The following is an 18,105-nucleotide window of genomic DNA, read 5'->3' on the forward strand; positions in this document are numbered from 1 at the left end:
CTGGAACCGTGCCAGCCAACCCCGTCTCTGCTCCATCTGTCTCCGTTTCGGCCGCCTCAGCTGATCCCGTCGCACCGGCGGCCGGCTCCGCCGCTGCAGCCGACCAGTCGCAGTTCTCCTTCACCGTTGGCACCCGCCTTGCTGACAGCTGTGCGCCGTCGTCTGCGCAGGTATCTGCCAACGGCGGCGAATTCCTGGGCCGCACGGGGACCATGACCACGCCCCACGGCGAGATCCGCACTCCGGCGTTCATCGCCGTCGGGACCAAAGCCACGGTTAAGTCCGTCCTGCCGGAATCCATGGCGGACCTCGGTGCGCAGGCGCTCCTGGCCAACGCCTACCACCTGTACCTCCAGCCCGGGGCGGACATCCTGGACGAAGCCGGCGGGCTGGGCGCCTTTATGAACTGGTCCGGGCCGACGTTCACGGACTCCGGCGGGTTCCAGGTGATGAGCCTGGGGTCCGGGTTCAAGAAGGTCATCGACATGAAGACCGTGTCTTCCGCGGACGCGGCTGTCCCGGATGGCGCCGTGGCTCCGGGCAAGGAACGCCTGGCCCACATCGACGACGACGGTGTCTGGTTCAAATCGCATCTCAACGGGGACCGCCACCGCTTCTCCCCCGAAATTTCCATGCAGGTCCAGCACAAGATCGGCGCGGACATCACGTTCGCCTTCGACGAGCTGACCACGCTGCATAACTCCCGCGGCTACCAGGAGGAATCGCTGGAGCGCACGCGGCTGTGGGCCCTGCGCTGCCTGGAGGAGCATTTCCGGCTGACCACGTCCCGTGTGGGGAAGCCGTACCAGGCCCTCTTTGGCGTGATCCAGGGTGCCCAGTATGAGGACCTGCGCCGGAAGGCCTGCCGGGACCTGGGCGCCATGGACTTCGACGGCTACGGCATCGGCGGGGCTCTGGAGAAGGAAAACCTGGGCACGATTGTGCGCTGGTGCAACGAGGAGCTGCCGGAGGACAAGCCGCGGCACCTGCTGGGCATCTCCGAGCCGGACGACATCTTCACCGCGATCGAGAACGGCGCGGATACGTTCGACTGCGTCTCCCCCACCCGGGTGGCCCGCAACTCCGCGTTCTACACGCCAACCGGCCGCTTCAACCTCTCCGGCGCCAAGTACAAGCGCGACTTCGGCCCGCTCCAGGACGGCTGCGACTGCTACGCCTGCGCCAACTACTCGCGGGCCTACATCCACCACCTGTTCAAGGCCAAGGAGATGCTCTCCGCCACCCTGATCTCCATCCACAACGAGCGCTTCGTAGTGAAGATGGTGGACGACGCCCGGCTGGCCATCGAAGCCGGCACTTTCTTCGAGTTCAAGGCCGAGACGCTGGCGCAGTACTACCGCTAAGCGCCGGCCCGGCTCGCTGCCCGCCCGCCTCCCTGCGTCCCGCCGTCGTCCTCCGCGCCCGGGGGTGGCCGCTCAGACCCCGTAGCTCGGTTCGCGCTTCTTGATCCAGCCGATGACCAGGGACGTCACCGGCACAAACAGGAACTCCACGAGCGTCTTGTAGACAAAGCCCACCACCACGTAGTTCAGGAACGTGCCGAAGTCCGTGATGCCGATGACGGAGGCGGCGATGCTGCAGAAAATCAGGGTGTCCACGAACTCGCCCGCGCCTGAGGAACCCATCAGCCGCGCCCACAGTGACTTCTCCCCGGAGCGGGCCTTCATCTTCACCAGGATCCACGAGTTAATGGTCTGGCCGGCCAGGAACGCCACCAGCGAGGCGAGCACAATCTGCGGCACCGGACCAAGGGCCCCCTCAAGGGCGGCCTGCTTGGACGTGCCGAACTCGTCATCAAAGCCGGGCAGGGCGATGATCACCCAGTAGCAAACAGAGGCGAAGACGGACAGTGCGAAGGTGGTGAAAATGGCCTTGCGCGCCACCTTGAAACCGTAGACCTCGCTGATGACGTCGCCCAGGATGTAGGCGAGCGGGAACAGGAAAAACCCGCCGTCCGTGATGATCGGACCGATCGCGACGCCCTTGGACGCCCCGATGTTGGACAGGATCAGCACCACGGCCATAAACGCCAGCATGATGCCGAAGTACGGCGAACCGATTGATGCGAATTTCGGCGCCGTCCGGGCGGAGTCGGCTATGGGCTGGGCGTCAGGGCCTGAGGGGGAAGGCATGGGGGATTCCATTCGTAGTGGTTCGCTCGGCGTACGGTTCCCGCAACGAAAGTTGCGCGGGACGCCGGCTGTATTAGCACTGTCACGACATTCTCCCACTGAACAATAGACCCCGACGCCGGATGGCAGGATAGTGCCATGACTTTAGCTTCAGCTGCCCTCCAGTCCCCCGTGTCCGCTCCCGCCGTCGTCCTGACCATCGCGGGATCCGAAGCCACGGGTGGCGCCGGAGCCCAGGCCGACCTGAAGACGTTCCAGGAGCTGGGCGTGTTTGGCATCGCCAACCTGACCTGCATCGTCTCCTTCGATCCCAGCGACAACTGGAACCACCGTTTCGTGCCGGTGGACCAGCAGGTCATCGCGGACCAATTGGAAGCCACGACGGCGGCCTACGGTCCGGCGTCAGGGGTCACCGCCTCCGAGAGTGCTTCGGGCGAGCCGTCGGCTCCAGGCCGGCCGGTCCTGGACACCGTGAAAGTCGGCATGCTGGGCAGCCCGGCCACTATCAGCACGGTAGCCGCGGCGCTGGAAACGGGCCGGTTCCGCAATGTAGTGCTGGATCCGGTGCTGATCTGCAAGGGCCAGGAGCCGGGCCACGCACTGGACACGGACCAGGCCCTGAAGGCGCAGATCCTGCCGCTGGCCACATTTGTGACACCCAACCACTTCGAAGCCGAATCGCTGTCCGGCCTGGCGATCACCGACGTCGAATCCCTGAAAGCCGCAGCAGTCCGCATCCACGAACTCAGCGGCGCCGCGGTCCTGGCCAAGGGCGGCGTGCGGCTGGCAGGCCCGGACGCCGTCGACGTTTACTACGACGGCGAGACACTCGAAGTCCTCAGCGCTCCCAAGGTGGGCGAGGTGGCCGTGTCCGGTGCTGGCTGCTCCCTCGCCGCGGCGGTTACGGCCGAGCTGGCCAAGGGCGCCACGCCGCTGGAGGCTGCCCGGGCCGCCAAGGACTTTGTCACCGCGGGCATCCGCAACCGGGTCGCGTCCGGCGCGCCGTTCGACGCCCTCTGGCAGGGCGGCGCGCGCTAGTTTCTTGAGTCTTCCAGCGGCGTCTCTTCCAGCCGGGCCGCTGCAAGCAAGTCGTCGGCTACCAGAGTCGCCGTCCGCACAATGAAGGCCCGACGGCGGTCCAGGCGGTCCGGAGCGGAGCCCGCCAAGAGTGCGTCGATCTGGGGCAGCACTGTCCAGCCGTCGCACAGCGTAACGATGGTGAGGACCAGGTCGGCCGCATCCGTGCGGTCGATTCCGGGCAGAACTGCCAGCATCTGGTCCACTTTTGCGGCACAGTGGTCAGCGCGTGTGGCCCGGTCCACGGTATTCCTCCCGCGCTCCAGGCCTTCCCAGAACAGGAGCCGGGCCAAGGCGCCGTCGTTCGTGTGACGGTCAAAAAGCCTTCCGGCGTACTCCCCGGTGGACGCCGCGCCGTGACCTTCGATGGGGACCTCGGACATCACCCGCACCAGTTCAGCGGCCAGGACGGCGTCGAACAGCTCGTCCTTCTTGCCGAAGTACTGGTAGATGCGTTCCTTGTTGACGCCCGCCGCCGCCGCAATGCGGTCCACCCGCGCACCGGCAAGGCCCTTGTCGCTGAACTCCTCAGTGGCGGCAGTCAGCAGCAGTGCTTTGGTGCGCTCAGTATTCCAGGCCATGTCACGATTCTACCCGTTTCCAACTAAGTAGTTGCACTTTTGTGGAGCCCGTACTAGTCTCGCTTTTATCAAAAGCAACTAACTAGTTGGAGTTAGCCATGAACAGCACCCCCGGCCCCACAGCAACTGCTCCCGCGCCAGCCGCCCCTGCTCAGGCTCCGGTCACTGCTCACGGACCGGTGCCGCCTGCGCCGTCCATCCACGTCCGCGCCGTCATCACGTGGCTGGCCATCTTTCCGCTGGTGGCCGTGGGCATGATCCTGGTGGCACCCCTGACCGAGGGCTGGCACCTGGTGCTCCGTGCCCTGGTCCTGACACTCGTGGTGGTTCCGGTTGCCGTCTACCTCGTCCTCCCGCGCCTTTTTGCCGGCTACGGCGCCCTGCTGCGCCGCCGCAATTCCGCAAGACCAGTTAGTTAGGCTCAGCCCGGGGAAGCCACGGTCACGAGCGCGGGTCGGCGACCTCCCCCATAAACAGCGGCAGGCCCGTTTCCACATGCACGATCTGGTAGTGGAACGGCCGGTCGAACCTGATAACCCGCTCGGGCTGCGGCGGAGCGCTGGTGACAGCTCCGTTGATCTGGGTCACCGCGGCGGCAATCGTGCCCTTTTCGGCCACAGTGATGTTGGCGGCCTGCGCGGCCTGGGTGATCGCCATCCTGGGCTGGATGTTGTTGAAATCCTCCGTGGTGTCGAGCGTCTTCTGGAGCCCCAGTGACCCAAACACCTTCCGCAGGTCAAAACTGCACTTGTGGTCCCAGCGTGGCAACTGGATCTGCACCGTCTCCGGCGCGGCGGTGTCGAACGCGTCAGCGATTTCCGTGAGCGTGGCGGCGCCGAAGGCCGCTGAGGCGGGGCGGGACCCGGCATCGGCTCCGGCCGCCGGCAGGACCAACCGCATAACAAAACCGTCGGCGTAGGGAAGGTCCACGCCCTGCCAGCCTGCGCCTTCCGCGTACTTCATCTCCAGCTCGTTGTGCATGGCAGGCGCGTCGATTTCCTCGCCGGCGGCTGTGGTGAACGGCAGGTCCGAGGTGGCATTCGGGTCAAACGGCGCGCTCCAGGCGGAGGCAAAATACAGGGAATTGAGGAGGCTGAAGGTGTTGTCCCGGGCGTATTCTGCGGGGGCTTCCTTGATCCGGCCACCCGTGTTCCTGTTGACCCAGGCATCGATGGCGGGCTTCGTGGCGCCCTCATCGCTGAAGTCCACGGGATACACACCGGTTCCGTAGTGCCGGGCAAGAGTGTCCAGGAACGACTCGCCGGTGGGCACGTCCGTGTCCACGAACAGCCCGTTGGCGGCGTGCATGACCGGTTTCCGCGGCGGGTTGTCCTCATCCACTGCGCCGGGGTCGCCGTCGAACTTCTCCAGCGAACTGAGGACCGCGTTCATGGCCTCATCACGGTTCCCGGCGGGGAGCTGCAGGACGCTGTCCATCTCCGCCGCGGTCTCGCCCGACGCGCCGGAGCGAAGCATCGCGAGGGCAATCAGCAGGCTCCCGGGCGAGGACACGACGTTCCCGTTGGCGCCGTCGCCGCCGTCCGCCAGCAGCGCCTCGCCGAGGCCCAGGGCGGAAGCCCGGAAGGAGCGCAGTTCGGCGGCATAAGCCGCGCGGTCCACCGAAACCCGTTCCACGCCGTCGGCCGTCAGGAGCTCCGGAGGCGCCGGGGCCGCACATGCCGCCAGTCCCAGCACCGCGCCCAAGGCCACCGCCCGCTGAAAACGAAACACCACTGTCGCCTCCCCCGGCACACAAGGGCGGGAATCCGCCTGCTCCCAGTGAACCAGTGACGGCGGCGCGAGACGATGCCTGTACGGTCACGCTTTGCACTCATTTTGGCATCGCCCAAACGCTCTCTCACTTAACGCAAGAAAACCCGGGACGCTCTCTCACTTTCCACAAGAAAGTGAGAGAGCGTCCCGGGATTTGCCGCATTATCAGAGAGAGCGTCCGGGGTACCGGGGGCGGCGCGGTGGGCGTACGACGGCGGGTGGCCACCCGCCGTCGTACGCCCACTGGAGCTGCCCACAGCGCTAGGCGTTGATGAGGTCCTTGTCCTTGTCGTCGTCCTTGGCCGGGCGGTTCCAGGCGTCGCCCTGTTCGCGGTCCAGGTGCGTGGTTTTCTTGTTCTTCAGGGCGAAGATGTAGACCAGCAGTGAGATGGCAATGGCCACGGTGACGTAGGTGAAGAACAGGTCCACGCGCTCGGCCTTCTGGAACGCCGCACCAAGCAGCGGGACGGTGCCGCCGAAGAGCGAGTTCGCGATCGCGTAGCCCAGGCCGACGCCGAGGGCGCGGATGGAGGCCGGGAACAGCTCGGCCTTCACGAGGGCGTTGATCGAGGTGTAGCCACCGACGATCAGCAGGCCGCCCAGCATCAGCAGGAATGCCGTGAACGGGTCCTTGGTGTTGGACAGGGTGGATAGCAGCGGCCAGGTGAACAACACACCCGTGATGCCGAACCAAAGCAGCAGCGGCCGGCGCCCGACCTTGTCCGAGATGATCCCGTAGACCGGCTGGAGCAGCATGAAGATGAACAGCGCCCAGAAGTTGATCACGGAGGTGTCGGTCTTGGCGATCCCGGAGGTATCGTTCATGAACTTCAGAATGAAGTTGGTGTACGTGTAGAACGCCACGGTGCCACCGAGGGTGACGCCGATGCAGATCAGCAGCGGCTTCCAGTGCTGGGTGAACAGCAACTTCATGGTGCCGGGTTGTGCAACGCCGGCCACGGCCGGAACCTTGGCGGCCTCGACCTGCTCGGCGGACACGGTTTCTTCCATGGAACGCCGCAGCCACAGGACCACGAGCGCGGCGACGCCGCCGATCGCGAAGGGGATGCGCCAGCCCCACTCAGTCAGGGCGCCCTTGTCCATGGTGTTCTGCAGGATGACGAGCACCAGCAGGGCCAGCATCTGGCCGCCGATCAGCGTGACGTACTGGAAGCTTGAGAAGAAGCCGCGGCGTTTGGATGTGGCGGCCTCGGACATGTAGGTGGCGCTGGTGCCGTATTCGCCACCCACGGAGAAGCCCTGGACCAGCCGCACAAGGATCAGCAGAATCAGCGCCCAGACGCCTATCTGCTGGGTCGTCGGCAGGATGGCGATGGCGAAGGAACCGGCGGACATGATCGTCACGCTGAGCGTCAGGGCCGCCTTGCGGCCCTTGCGGTCGGCATAGCGGCCGAAGAACCAGGCGCCCACCGGACGCATCAGGAACGACGTCGAGAAGACGGCCATGGCCTCGAGCCCGGCCTGCAGGTCGTCTTGGGAATTGAAGAAGTGCGACTGGAAGTACGCCGCGAAGACTGTGTAAACGTAGAGGTCGTACCACTCCACGAGGTTGCCCGCTGAACCCTTGAGGATGTTGCTCACGGCCCGGCGGGTCTGTGCGGCCTCGCTCTGGACCGCGTGCTGGGCGCTCATCGCTGAACCTCCCCGGGTTGCGGCGCTGTTCTTGCTTTCGTGCTGTCCATGGCTACGTTGCCCATGGTTCCTCCTCGACGTTGACGGGCCCCCCCTCAAACGCCGGGGGCCTCATCCAAGTTATGCGTGATCCAAGGCACATCCAACGTGGGAGGGCATTTCCTAACACTTCCTTAGGTTTCGCCGGGAGAAGGGGTAATCTCCAAAGCGGGCAGTTTGCGTTGCCCGCTCAGCGAATAAGGGAACCAGGCCATGGAGTTGCTCATCGTCGAGGACGACGACGCCATGGCGTCCGCCCTCGCCGCCGCCGTCGCGACCGCGGGGCACAACCCCACCCGTGTCGCCCGCGGAGCCGACGCCCTGCTGGTCCACCGGAAGTTCGAAGTGATCCTCCTGGACCTGGGTCTTCCCGATATGGATGGCCTGGACGTGCTGCGGAAACTGCGCCAGGTCACGCCGGTGCCCATCCTGATTCTCACCGCGCGCGACGACGAACGCAGCGTGGTGCTCGGCCTGCGGTCCGGTGCGGATGACTACCTCGTTAAGCCTGTGAAGCTCGTGGAACTTCTTGCCCGCATCGAGGCGGTCACCCGCCGTGCCGGGCGCCATGGCGGTGCGCGCCAGCAGAGCGTGGTGTTGGGTGATCTTGAGATCGACCTCGAGCGGCGCGTGGCGGCCCTCCGTTCCGAGGTGCTCCCGTTGACGGCCACCGAGTTTGACCTGCTGGCACTGTTGGCCAGCCACGCCGGCTCCGTGGTCACCCGTGAACAGATCCTGGACGCGCTGTGGGGCGACGCCTTCGTGGCCTCGTCCCGGTCCCTTGACGTGCACCTGACGGGGCTGCGGGCGAAGCTCCAGTTGCCGGGCTTCATCATCAACGTCCGCGGCGTCGGCTACCGGGTCGAGGCGGACCCGGCGTGAAACTGCGCGTCCTGGGCATCCTCAGTGTGCTGGCCGTGCTTATCGTCATCATCGCCTCCAACGCCATCCTGACGTCCGCCGGCCGGGAACTGACCCAGGAACTCCAGATCAACCGTGCCGCGTCGATCAACCGCCTGGCACAAGTAGCTTTCGACGCCGCCTCTGCGGGCGAAACCGCTCAACTGCAGACGGAGATGGACCGGTATTCCGAACTCTACGGAGAAGGCGTCCTGATCCGCCTCCAGCAGGGCACCCTGCGCTCCGGCGGCCTCAGCGAGGACCGGCCTGACGTCCGGGACGCCGTGGCCAGGGCGAACCTGAACCTCAGCGACACCACGCTCAGCCCGCTGCAGCCGTTCGGGACTTCCTCCGAGGTGATCTCCCGCTCCTTCGGCAGCGCGAGCCAGGTCCTGGGCGAAGCCGTCCTCGAGGTCAACCTGGACCCGGCCCGGCAGAAACTGCGGGAACGGTGGCTCATCGTGGCATTGGCGGCGGCGGTCCTGGCCGCGGTGCTCCTCCTGGGCGCGGCCCGCGTGACAGAGTGGGTCCTCCGGCCTGTGCACCGGCTAAACGCGGCCGTGACCGAACTTGAGGCAACAGGCCGGACTGGCCAGCTTCCCGAGGCCGGGCCGCCGGAACTTCGACAACTGAGCCGTTCATTCACCACCATGGCGCAGACCGTCAGCCACAGCCTCGATTCGCAGCGGCAACTGATAGCGGACACATCGCACGAACTACGCAATCCCGTGGGCGCCCTGCGGCTCAGGATCGATTTGCTGCAGCTGGAACTGAAAACCGCCCGCGAACACGACGCCGCGGCAGGAGTGCAAGCCGAGCTCGAACGTGTGGAGGAGATCCTGGACGGCGTTTTGCGGCTGGCGTCCGCCGAGCACCGGGCCTCTGAGGACTCCGCCCGGGGCCCGCTGGGAACCCCGTTGCCCGCGGCACAGGCGCCGCTTGATCCGTACCCGGTCCTGCAGGAAGAAGCCGAACGGGCGGGCCCTGCCGCCCAGCGCAGCGGAGCATCGATCCTGCTGGGAGATCCGCCGGCACCCGCCGTCCGTATCGCCTGCAACGCCGCAGAACTGGCCCAGATGGTCGGCGAACTTCTGAACAACGCCATCAAGTACGCTCCCGGCGCCCACGTCTCGGTGGCTGCGGGAGCGCGCCAAGGCACGGTGGCCATCGAAGTGTCCGACGACGGCCCCGGGCTTTCCGCCGACGAACGGACAGAGGCCACCAGCCGTTTCTGGCGGTCCCCGGCGCACCGGACCATCCGCGGCACTGGGCTGGGCATGACTATTGTGGACAAGCTGGCGGCGGCCAACGGTGGCCGGCTGGTGCTTGCCGGGGCCTCGCCGCATGGACTGATCGCGCGGCTCGAGTTTCCACTTTCCGCGGATGTGCCAGGGCTTTTTGCCGGGCCGGAGCACGCCGGTCCGGAGCAGGCGGCTCCGCGTGGCTGACCTATTCGTGGGGCGCTTCACCGGAGCGCGGGCCCTGCCCACGAGTCCCCCGCTTCCCCCTGATCCCCCGCGGCGGGCCGTCCTGAAGGCAAGCCTCGCGGCCGGTTTGTCCGGGCTGCTGCTGCCGGGCCTGGGTGCGTGTACGCCCACGGACCGCCCGGGAACCGTGACCGTGGCCGGTGGCGAGCCCGGAGGCTTCTACCTCGAGTTCGCCGAGCTGCTGGCGGCATCCCTCCAACGTCACGGCGTTGCCGGCCAAGCCACGGCGCTGACTACCGGCGGCAGCCTGGACAACCTCGAACATCTGCTGACCGGCAAAGCCACGTTCGCCGTCGCGCTCGCGGATTCGGCTGCCCGAAGCACAGCGGCGGGTAAGCCGCCCGCCGTCGGACTTTCCGCCGTCGGAAAGGTGTACGAGAACTACGTCCACTGCGTCATCCGGCACAACAGCGAAATCCGGGACATTAGCGGGCTTGCCGGCCGGACCGTGGCTGTCGGCGAGCCCGGCTCGGGGACGTCGCTGACCACTCCGCGGCTGCTCGAGGCTGCCGGGCTGAGCACCACTGCGGGCACCGCCGGCGGCGTCACGGTGCTGAGCCTCGGCCTCAATGAGGGCCTCGCGGCACTGCGGGACGGAACGGCGGACGCGTTGTTCTGGTCGGGCGGCGTGCCGACTGCGGCCATTGCCGCCGCGAACGACGACGTCGGGCTGGGTTTCCTGGATCTGTCGCCGCTGCTGCCGGCACTGCGGGCGAAATACGGCGTCTTCTACGACCGGGTGCTGATCCCGGCGGGCGCCTACGCGGGCATTCCGGCTGTTTGGACCGTGGGCGTGGCGAACCTGCTGCTGTGCCGGAGCGATCTTGATGACCGAACGGTTAAGCGGACCGTCGAACTGCTGGTGGGCCATGCCGAGGAACTGATCCCGCGCTCCAGCCTGGGGGTCCAGTTCCTGAGCCCCGAATCCTTGATCAACACCGCGGGTTTGCCCCTGCACCCCGGCGCCGTAGCGGCGTACCGGGAGCTCCACGGGTAAGGAAACGCTCTATCACTTGCTGCAGTAAATACGGGAACGCTCTCTCACTTTCTCCAAGAAAGTGAGAGAGCGTTCGGGAAAAACCCGCATTAAGTGAGAGAGCGTCCTGGGGTCAGTTCCCCGAGTGCGCAGCCAGGAACGAGTAGACCTCGGTCTCGTCCACGCCGGGGAACGCGCCGGGCGGCATCGCGGCCAGCAGGTGCGTGTTGGCGCGAGCCGCCGGCCAGGCGTTTCCGGCCCACTCGGAGGCCAGTGCTGCCGGGGGCCGCTTGCAGCAGTTCGGGTCGGGGCACGTGGACTTTTCGCGCGCCGTGGTTTCCCGGCCGCGGAACCATTTCACGTGCTGGTACGGCACCCCGATGCTCAGGGAGAACTCGCCGCTGGCCGATCGCTCCGTCCGGGCCGTGCACCAATACGTGCCGGACGGAGTATCCGTGTACTGGCTGTACGCGCTGAACTTGTCCGGCACATCGAACACTGCCCGCGAGGTCCAGGCCTTGCACGACGGCTGGCCTTCAATGGCGCCTGTATGGTCCATCGGGAACGTCACGCCGTCGTTCTCGTAGGCCTTGTAGATGATGCCGCTCTTGTGGGTCTTCTGGAAGTGCGTGGTGATACCCAGGTGCTTCGTGGCCAGGTTGGTGAAGCGGTGCGCGGCGGTCTCGTAGGAGACAGCAAAAGCATCCCGGATGTCCTCAACCGCGATTTCCTTGGCAGCCTTGGCCTTCTGCAGGAAATCCACGGTGGCCTGCTCGGGCAGCAGGAGCGCGGCCGCGAAGTAGTTGGTGGCCACCCGCTGGCCGAGGAAGTCGCCGTAGTTTTTCGGCGTCTCGTGCCCCAGGACGTAGTGGCCCAGCGCCTGCAACAGCACCGAGCGGGGGTCGTGGTCCTGCCGCTGGCTCTGCGTCAGGTAAATTCTGTGATTCTTCAAATCCGTCACTGAACGGGTGGAATGCGGCAAGTCGCTCACGTGATGGAGGGTGAATCCGAGCTTCTCGGCGATGTCGGCGATGACGTGCTGGCTCAGCGGCCCGGCCGTGTAACCCACCAGCCCGAGCACCTTCTGCGCCTCGGCCTCATACTCCGGGAAGTAGTTGCCGCGCTCGCGCATCATGGCACGCAGCTCACCGTTCGCGCGGCGGGCCTCTTCCGGCGTCGCCACCTGCTCGTTCAGCTTGCGTTCGAGCTCGTGCAGCAGCCCCACCTGCGCCTCCAACACATCGACCGGAAGCCGCGAGCTGATCCGGATTTTGGGCAGGTTGAGGGACTCGTACAGGGGCCCGCGCTGGTAACGTTCCAGCTCAATTTCCAGGGCCGCGCGGCGGCTCGGCGGCTCGGCGCCAAGCAACTGGTCGATGCTCACGTTCAGGGCCGCGGCCAGCCCCTGCAGCAGGGAAAGTTTGGGCTCCCGCTTGCCGTTTTCGATCAGGCTCAACTGGCTGGGGGCGGTCCCGACGGCGGCGCCCAGGTCATCGAGCGTGTACCCGGCCTGCTTGCGCAGATGCCGCACGCGGCGGCCCAGGCTGATGACGTCCAGTTCCGGGGATGCGGCGGACGACGGCGGTAGGGCGACTTCGCGGTTCCAGCTTCCAGGCGTCATTTCTTGAGGATACGCGAAGAAGTGCATTTCTTTCCAGTGTTTTCCCCTAGAGAAGTGTTGCGAAGTGCTGAAAAGTAGTAATCACGGAAAGAAACACCGCACCGGGGTAGCCGGCCGGAACTGCAACGCAGCAGCTCCGGCCGGCAGATAATCACCCGGAGCTCAATCAAGGAGACAACGATGACTGCAGCATTTGAGCCCACCCAGCAGACGCCCGAAGAGCAGGCCGCCGCCCTGGAGCTTGAGTGGGCCGCCAACCCCCGCTGGGAAGGTGTGACCCGTGACTACAAGGCAACGGACGTCGTCAAGCTCCGCGGCCGCGTCTCCGAAGAGCACACGCTGGCCCGCCGCGGCTCCGAGAAACTGTGGAAGCAGCTCACCGAAGAGCACAAGACCGGCGGGTACACCAACGCCCTGGGCGCCCTGACCGGCAACCAGGCAGTGCAGCAGGTCAAGGCCGGCCTCCGTGCCATCTACCTCTCCGGCTGGCAGGTTGCTGCCGACGCCAACAACTCCGGCCACACCTACCCGGACCAGTCGCTGTACCCGGCCAACTCGGTCCCCACCGTGGTCCGCCGCATCAACAACGCACTGCTCCGCGCCGACCAGATTGAATTCTCCGAAGGCATCCAGACCGTTGAGGACTGGATGGTGCCGATCGTTGCCGACGCCGAGGCTGGCTTCGGTGGCCCGCTGAACGCCTACGAACTCATGAAATCCATGATCCAGGCCGGCGCGGCAGGTGTGCACTGGGAAGACCAGCTCGCCTCGGAGAAGAAGTGCGGCCACCTCGGCGGCAAGGTCCTCATCCCCACTCAGCAGCACGTCCGGACGCTGAACGCGGCCCGGCTGGCCGCCGACGTCGCCGGCACCCCCTCCGTGGTCATCGCCCGCACCGACGCCGAGGCCGCCACCCTGATCACCTCCGACGTCGATCCCCGCGACAAGGAATTCGTCACCGGCGAACGCACCCCGGAAGGCTTCTACAAGGTCCGCAACGGCATCGAACCCTGCATCGCCCGCGCCAAGGCCTACGCCCCGTACTCCGACCTCATCTGGATGGAGACAGGCACCCCGGACCTCGAGCTTGCCCGCAAGTTCGCCGAGGCCGTCAAGGCTGACTTCCCGGACCAGATGCTCTCCTACAACTGCTCGCCGTCGTTCAACTGGCGCAAGCACCTGGACGACGCCACGATCGCCAAGTTCCAGCGTGAACTCGGCGCCATGGGCTTTACGTTCCAGTTCATCACCCTGGCCGGCTTCCACGCCCTGAACTACTCGATGTTCGATCTCGCCCACGGTTACGCCCGTGAAGGCATGAGCGCCTACGTCGAGCTGCAGGAGAAGGAATTCGCCTCCGAGTCCCGCGGCTACACCGCGACCAAGCACCAGCGCGAAGTCGGCACCGGCTACTTCGACGACATCGCAACTGCGCTCAACCCGAACGCATCAACCCTGGCACTGGTGGGATCCACCGAAGAAGGCCAGTTCCACTAAATTTTCCCCAAGTAAGTAGCAGTAAGTGTCGTTTTGGAGGATCAAAACGACACTTACCGCTACCCAGCTGGGCCTGCACCAGGAGACCGAAATGAACACCTTCACTGACAGCTTCACCATCAACGGGATCACTTTGACCGCGCAGCCTGTCTGCCGGCAGGACGAGGTTCTTACTCCGGATGCACTGGAGTTTGTCGCTAAGCTGCACCGGGCCACGGCCGAGCGCCGGCAGGAACTGCTGCAGGCACGCCGGACCCGCCGGGCCGAGATCGCCGCCGGCCAGGACCCCAGTTTCCTCCGCGAAACCGAGGACATCCGCAACGACCCGTCGTGGCGCGTCGCTCCCCCGGCCCCGGGCCTGGAGGACCGCCGGGTGGAGATCACCGGACCGGTGGACAAGAAGATGACCATCAACGCGCTGAACTCCGGCGCGAAGGTGTGGCTCGCTGACATGGAGGACTCCTCCACCCCCACATGGCGGAACGTCATCAAGGGCCAGCTCAACCTCACCGACGCCCTCGAACGACGCATCGACTACACGAGCCCCGAAGGCAAGGAATACAAGCTCCGCCCCGCCGGCGAGCTGCCCACCATCGTGGTGCGCCCCCGCGGCTGGCACCTGCCCGAGAAGCACATGATCATCGACGGCGCTCCCGTGGCCGGCGGCATCGTGGACTTCGGCCTGTTCTTCTTCCACAACGCCCGGCGCCTCCTGGCCCAGGGCAAGGGCCCGTACTTCTACCTGCCCAAGATCGAGAACCACCTCGAGGCACGGCTGTGGAATGACATCTTCATCCTCGCCCAGGACCTGCTGGGCATCCCGCAGGGCACCATCCGCGCCACCGTGCTGATCGAGACCATCACCGCGGCGTTCGAAATGGAGGAGATCCTCTACGAACTGCGTGATCACGCGTCGGGCCTGAACGCCGGCCGCTGGGACTACATCTTCTCCCTGATCAAGAACTTCCGTACCCGCGGCCCCCGGTTCGTCCTGCCGGACCGCGCCCAGGTGACCATGACCCAGCCGTTCATGCGCGCCTACACCGAACAGCTGGTCCGTGCCTGCCACAAGCGCGGCGCCATGGCCATCGGCGGAATGGCCGCAGCCGTCCCCAACCGCAAGGACGAAGCCGCCAACACCAACGCATTCGAGAAGGTCCGTGCCGACAAGACCCGCGAGGCCAACGACGGCTTCGACGGCTCCTGGGTGGCCCACCCGGACCTCGTGCCGGTCTGCCGCGAAGTGTTCGATGCCACCCTCGGCGAACGCCCCAACCAGCTGGACCGCACCCGTGAGGACGTCATCCCCGATGACCGCGCCCTCATCAACGTGGCCGCCACGACAGGCACCATCACCGAGCAGGGCATCCGGAACAACATCGAGGTAGGCATCCGCTACATCGAGTCCTGGCTCCGCGGGAACGGCGCCGTCGCCATCCACAACCTGATGGAAGACGCCGCCACCGCGGAAATCTCCCGGTCCCAGATCTGGCAGTGGATGTTCGCGTCCGCCATCACCGACCGCGGCGAAATCATCACCCACCAGTGGATCGAGGAGCTGCTCGACGAAGAGTTCGCACGCCTGGAACGCTTCGACGGCGACCGCTTCGAAGACTCCCGCGACATCTTCGAGGAAGTCACGCTCAGCCAGGACTTCCCGTCCTTCCTGACCCTCCCCGCCTACGCCCGCTACCTCACCGAGGCCCGCGAAAAGGCAACCAAAGAGGAGCTCTCCGCGGCCTAGGCTGCGGCAGGCTACTGAATAGATTTCCGTCCGCCGGGCAGGCATGCCCTTCGCAACAGGCACCCCCGAGATCCGGGGCGCCGGCCCGGCGACGGAACACCCCGTGTGACCCGCGGACGCTCTCTCACTTAATGCGAGAAATCCCGGGACGCTCTCTCACTATCCTCAAGATAGTGAGAGAGCGTCGGTCGTTAAGCTGCGTTAAGTGAGAGAGCGTCGGTAAGTCATGCAGGGGGAGAAGAGAACGTACGACGGCGGGACGCGTCAGCGTCCTTTCGGCACCAGCCGCACGGCCAGGGTTGTGCAGACGAAGAACATCAACACCGAGCCCAGGATCACCAGCAGCGCCGGGGTCCAGGAACCCGAGGCGTCGTGCACGAAGCCCACCAGCGGCGGGGCCACCGCCCCGAAGCAGTAACCGAGCCCCTGGACCGTGGCGGACATCCGGCCCGCGGACACCTGGTCCCGGGCCAGTTTGATGATCGCGATGAAGATCAGCGTGATCCCGCCGCCCTGCGCGATGCCGCCAAAGGTGGACCACAGCCACCACAGCTCCGGCGCCAGCAGCAGCCCGGCCGGCACGGCCGTCCAGAGCACGCCCACGGTGACTGCCGTCGTCGTCGTACTGAAATACTTGGCCGCGAATGGCACTCCCAGGCCGCCAACAATGGCGAAGATCTGGAACAGCGATGAGCCTGCACCGGCCGCCGAGGCGGACATTCCGAGCTCGTCGTTGAGGTAGCTCGGAAGCCACGCCGTCACTGCATAGTAGGAAAAAGCCTGCCCGGCGAAGCCTGCGGTGAGCCCGGCGGTAATCCAGCCGGAACCCTTGACGGCCGGGTGCTCCTGCCCGCCGGCCACCACGGTGCGGGAGGGCACAAACGCGGTGCGGGCGCCCACGGCGAGTGTCCAGAACACGATGGCAATCACGGCCAGGATGCCCACGGCGGCGAGTGCCACACGCCAACCGGCCAGCTCGGCCAGGGGTGCCGTGACCATCGACGTCAGGAATGACCCGATATTCAGAGCCGCGGTGTAGACACCCATGGCGGTCCCTTGGCGCATCGGGGCGAAGTCGCGGCGGATAATCAACGGCACCGCGATGTTGCCCACCGTGATGGCCAGGCCGATCATCACCGTGCCCACCACCACCGGTCCCGGGCCGCCCGCCGAGCGCACAATCACGCCTGCCAGGACGCCAAGGATGGTGAGGGAGACGGCGAACTCCGCGCCGAGTTTCCTTGTGGTCAGTGACGCCAGCGATGCGGCGAGAGCGAAGCACAGCACCGGGATGCTGGTCAGCAGGCCCAACATCACGGGGGTAAATCCGAGGTCGGCCTGCATCAGGTCAACCACCGGGGCAACAGCAACGAAGGGCCCGCGCAGGTTCAGCGCCAACAGTCCGATGCAGGCGAGGAGGATCCAGCCCTTCGGAACTTTGGCCAGGAACTGTCCACTCATGAGGGTTCCGTGGCGGCTAAATAAGATTTCATCACTTCCATTGCTATCACGCCGTATTGCGCCGGACGCCTCAGTCAGCGTCATGGCGCCCTGGCATACGATGAAGCTCACACCAGCCGGCCCCAACGTGCGGGATGTTAAGCCGCACCCTCGGACGAAGGAACTTCACATGCAGCAACGGCTTGCCATCCTCGATGACTACCAGGGCGTGGCGCACGGCTTCGCCGACTGGTCCTCCCTGGAACACGCCGGCGTTTCAACGTCCGTCTTCCGCGAGCCCTTCCAGTCCGAGGACGCCCTGGCGGCAGCCCTCGCCGGCTACCAGATCGTCATTGCGATGCGTGAGCGGACCCCGTTCCCCCGCACCGTGCTGGAACGGCTCCCGGGGCTGAAACTGCTGGTGACCACCGGCATGGCCAACGCCGCCATCGATGTGGCCGCCGCGGCGGATCTCGGCATCACCGTGTGCGGCACGCCAGGGTCCCCCACTGCCGCGCCCGAACTGACCTGGGCTCTGCTCCTCGCGATCGCCCGCAACCTGCCAGCCGAGGAGAACTCGCTGCGGGCCGGCACGTGGCAGACCTCGGTGGGGATGGAACTGTCCGGCAAGACCCTGGGCATCGTGGGCCTGGGCAAGATCGGGCGGCGGATCGCGGCGTACGGGCAGGCGTTCGGCATGGACGTGCTCGCTTGGAGCCAGAATCTCACTGCGGAGGCCGCCGCCGAAGCCGGGGTCCAGAAGGTGAGCAAGGAGGACCTTTTCGAGAATTCCGACGTCGTGTCCCTGCACCTGCGGCTGTCTCCCCGTTCCGAGGACATCGTGGGCGAGCAGGAACTGCGGCTCCTGGGGCCCGAAGGCATCCTGGTGAACACCTCGCGGGGTCCGCTGGTGAACCAGGATTCGCTGGTGCGGGCTTTGAACGAGGGCTGGATCCGGGGTGCGGCCCTGGACGTTTTTGACCAGGAACCACTTCCCGCGGGCCACCCTCTGCTCAGCGCCCCCAACACTGTGCTGTCCCCGCACCTCGGCTACGTGACGGCCGAGAGCTACAGGCAGTTCTACGGTGGCTCGTTCGAGGACGTCAAGGCCTGGCTGGAGGGAACGCCGGTCCGCGTGATTGCGGCAGGGTAATCTCTGCCGAA

Annotated in this window: 15 protein-coding genes; 9 read left to right on the forward strand and 6 right to left on the reverse strand. The window is 66.1% G+C overall.

Features of this window, described 5'->3' with window-relative positions; genetic code table 11:
- The first annotated feature begins 8 nt into the window (after positions 1–8).
- The gene (tgt, locus tag ASG77_RS20815) at positions 9–1,364 is read left to right on the forward strand and encodes a tRNA guanosine(34) transglycosylase Tgt (protein WP_056349569.1); all 1,356 of its coding nucleotides are present in this window, start codon (positions 9–11) and stop codon (positions 1,362–1,364) included.
- A 72-nt stretch (positions 1,365–1,436) separates the two neighbouring features.
- Here the strand turns inward: tgt and ASG77_RS20820 are convergent, their stop codons facing one another.
- Positions 1,437–2,153 carry a queuosine precursor transporter gene (locus tag ASG77_RS20820; protein ID WP_056349572.1) on the reverse strand — a complete coding sequence of 239 codons (717 nt, stop codon included), beginning with the start codon at positions 2,151–2,153 and terminating at the stop codon, positions 1,437–1,439.
- A gap of 138 nt (positions 2,154–2,291) precedes the next feature.
- On the opposite strand from ASG77_RS20820, the gene ASG77_RS20825 reads away from it, so the two are divergent.
- Positions 2,292–3,191 (forward strand): hydroxymethylpyrimidine/phosphomethylpyrimidine kinase, encoded by a 900-nt coding sequence (locus tag ASG77_RS20825; protein ID WP_056349574.1) that lies wholly within the window; start codon positions 2,292–2,294, stop codon positions 3,189–3,191.
- Here ASG77_RS20825 and ASG77_RS20830 read toward each other — a convergent pair.
- Complete coding sequence (locus ASG77_RS20830; RefSeq protein ID WP_056349577.1) at positions 3,188–3,811, reverse strand: TetR/AcrR family transcriptional regulator; 624 nt, start codon at positions 3,809–3,811, stop codon at positions 3,188–3,190. The two genes, ASG77_RS20825 and ASG77_RS20830, sit on opposite strands and share 4 nt — an antisense overlap.
- 98 nt (positions 3,812–3,909) lie before the next feature.
- Between ASG77_RS20830 and ASG77_RS20835 the strand changes: the two genes are divergently transcribed.
- Entirely contained in the window at positions 3,910–4,230 is a 321-nt protein-coding gene (locus ASG77_RS20835) for a hypothetical protein (protein WP_056349580.1), read from the forward strand.
- 22 nt (positions 4,231–4,252) lie between these two features.
- Here ASG77_RS20835 and ASG77_RS20840 read toward each other — a convergent pair whose 3' ends face one another.
- Both ASG77_RS20840 and ASG77_RS20845 read right to left on the reverse strand, forming a co-directional pair.
- On the reverse strand, positions 4,253–5,545 hold the full coding sequence (locus ASG77_RS20840; protein ID WP_442854258.1) for a serpin family protein: 1,293 nt from the start codon (positions 5,543–5,545) through the stop codon (positions 4,253–4,255).
- A gap of 300 nt (positions 5,546–5,845) precedes the next feature.
- Positions 5,846–7,237, reverse strand: coding sequence for an MFS transporter (locus ASG77_RS20845; RefSeq protein WP_056349583.1), 1,392 nt, complete (start codon positions 7,235–7,237; stop codon positions 5,846–5,848).
- A gap of 252 nt (positions 7,238–7,489) precedes the next feature.
- Here ASG77_RS20845 and ASG77_RS20850 point away from each other — a divergent pair, with 252 nt between their 5' ends.
- From ASG77_RS20850 to ASG77_RS20860, 3 genes are read left to right on the forward strand one after another with little or no spacing between them, the layout of a single operon-like run.
- Positions 7,490–8,158 carry a response regulator transcription factor gene (locus tag ASG77_RS20850; protein ID WP_056349585.1) on the forward strand — a complete coding sequence of 223 codons (669 nt, stop codon included), beginning with the start codon at positions 7,490–7,492 and terminating at the stop codon, positions 8,156–8,158.
- Positions 8,155–9,624, forward strand: coding sequence for a sensor histidine kinase (locus tag ASG77_RS20855; protein ID WP_056349588.1), 1,470 nt, complete (start codon positions 8,155–8,157; stop codon positions 9,622–9,624). Before ASG77_RS20850 ends, ASG77_RS20855 begins: the two co-directional genes overlap by 4 nt.
- 34 nt (positions 9,625–9,658) lie before the next feature.
- Positions 9,659–10,660 carry a TAXI family TRAP transporter solute-binding subunit gene (locus ASG77_RS20860; RefSeq protein WP_056349692.1) on the forward strand — a complete coding sequence of 334 codons (1,002 nt, stop codon included), beginning with the start codon at positions 9,659–9,661 and terminating at the stop codon, positions 10,658–10,660.
- 112 nt (positions 10,661–10,772) lie between these two features.
- Here the strand turns inward: ASG77_RS20860 and ASG77_RS20865 are convergent, their stop codons facing one another.
- A complete protein-coding gene (locus ASG77_RS20865; RefSeq protein ID WP_056349591.1) occupies positions 10,773–12,287 on the reverse strand; it encodes an XRE family transcriptional regulator in 1,515 nt (504 codons plus the stop codon).
- 153 nt (positions 12,288–12,440) lie between these two features.
- Between ASG77_RS20865 and aceA the strand changes: the two genes are divergently transcribed.
- The gene (gene aceA, locus ASG77_RS20870; RefSeq protein WP_056349594.1) at positions 12,441–13,757 is read left to right on the forward strand and encodes an isocitrate lyase; all 1,317 of its coding nucleotides are present in this window, start codon (positions 12,441–12,443) and stop codon (positions 13,755–13,757) included.
- 91 nt (positions 13,758–13,848) lie between these two features.
- Positions 13,849–15,501: a malate synthase A gene (aceB, locus tag ASG77_RS20875; RefSeq protein ID WP_056349597.1), complete on the forward strand. Its 1,653-nt coding sequence runs from the start codon at positions 13,849–13,851 to the stop codon at positions 15,499–15,501.
- Positions 15,502–15,765: 264 nt separating this feature from the next.
- Here the strand turns inward: aceB and ASG77_RS20880 are convergent, their stop codons facing one another.
- Entirely contained in the window at positions 15,766–16,962 is a 1,197-nt protein-coding gene (locus tag ASG77_RS20880; RefSeq protein WP_056349600.1) for an MFS transporter, read from the reverse strand.
- 169 nt (positions 16,963–17,131) lie between these two features.
- On the opposite strand from ASG77_RS20880, the gene ASG77_RS20885 reads away from it, so the two are divergent.
- The gene (locus tag ASG77_RS20885) at positions 17,132–18,094 is read left to right on the forward strand and encodes a D-2-hydroxyacid dehydrogenase family protein (protein ID WP_056349603.1); all 963 of its coding nucleotides are present in this window, start codon (positions 17,132–17,134) and stop codon (positions 18,092–18,094) included.
- The last annotated feature ends 11 nt before the right edge of the window (positions 18,095–18,105 follow it).

Source organism: Arthrobacter sp. Soil762 (genome assembly GCF_001428335.1).
GTDB lineage: Bacteria > Actinomycetota > Actinomycetes > Actinomycetales > Micrococcaceae > Arthrobacter.

Bases quoted from the DNA above. Each gene is read 5' to 3' on its own strand.
- ASG77_RS20820 (WP_056349572.1), bottom strand. From the start codon at position 2,153: ATGCCTTCCCCCTCAGGCCCTGACGCCCAGCCCATAGCCGACTCCGCC.
- ASG77_RS20825 (WP_056349574.1), top strand. From the start codon at position 2,292: ATGACTTTAGCTTCAGCTGCCCTCCAGTCCCCCGTGTCCGCTCCCGCC.
- ASG77_RS20830 (WP_056349577.1), bottom strand. From the start codon at position 3,811: ATGGCCTGGAATACTGAGCGCACCAAAGCACTGCTGCTGACTGCCGCC.
- ASG77_RS20835 (WP_056349580.1), top strand. From the start codon at position 3,910: ATGAACAGCACCCCCGGCCCCACAGCAACTGCTCCCGCGCCAGCCGCC.
- ASG77_RS20845 (WP_056349583.1), bottom strand. From the start codon at position 7,237: ATGAGCGCCCAGCACGCGGTCCAGAGCGAGGCCGCACAGACCCGCCGG.
- ASG77_RS20850 (WP_056349585.1), top strand. From the start codon at position 7,490: ATGGAGTTGCTCATCGTCGAGGACGACGACGCCATGGCGTCCGCCCTC.
- ASG77_RS20865 (WP_056349591.1), bottom strand. From the start codon at position 12,287: ATGCACTTCTTCGCGTATCCTCAAGAAATGACGCCTGGAAGCTGGAAC.
- aceA (WP_056349594.1), top strand. From the start codon at position 12,441: ATGACTGCAGCATTTGAGCCCACCCAGCAGACGCCCGAAGAGCAGGCC.
- aceB (WP_056349597.1), top strand. From the start codon at position 13,849: ATGAACACCTTCACTGACAGCTTCACCATCAACGGGATCACTTTGACC.
- ASG77_RS20880 (WP_056349600.1), bottom strand. From the start codon at position 16,962: ATGAGTGGACAGTTCCTGGCCAAAGTTCCGAAGGGCTGGATCCTCCTC.
- ASG77_RS20885 (WP_056349603.1), top strand. From the start codon at position 17,132: ATGCAGCAACGGCTTGCCATCCTCGATGACTACCAGGGCGTGGCGCAC.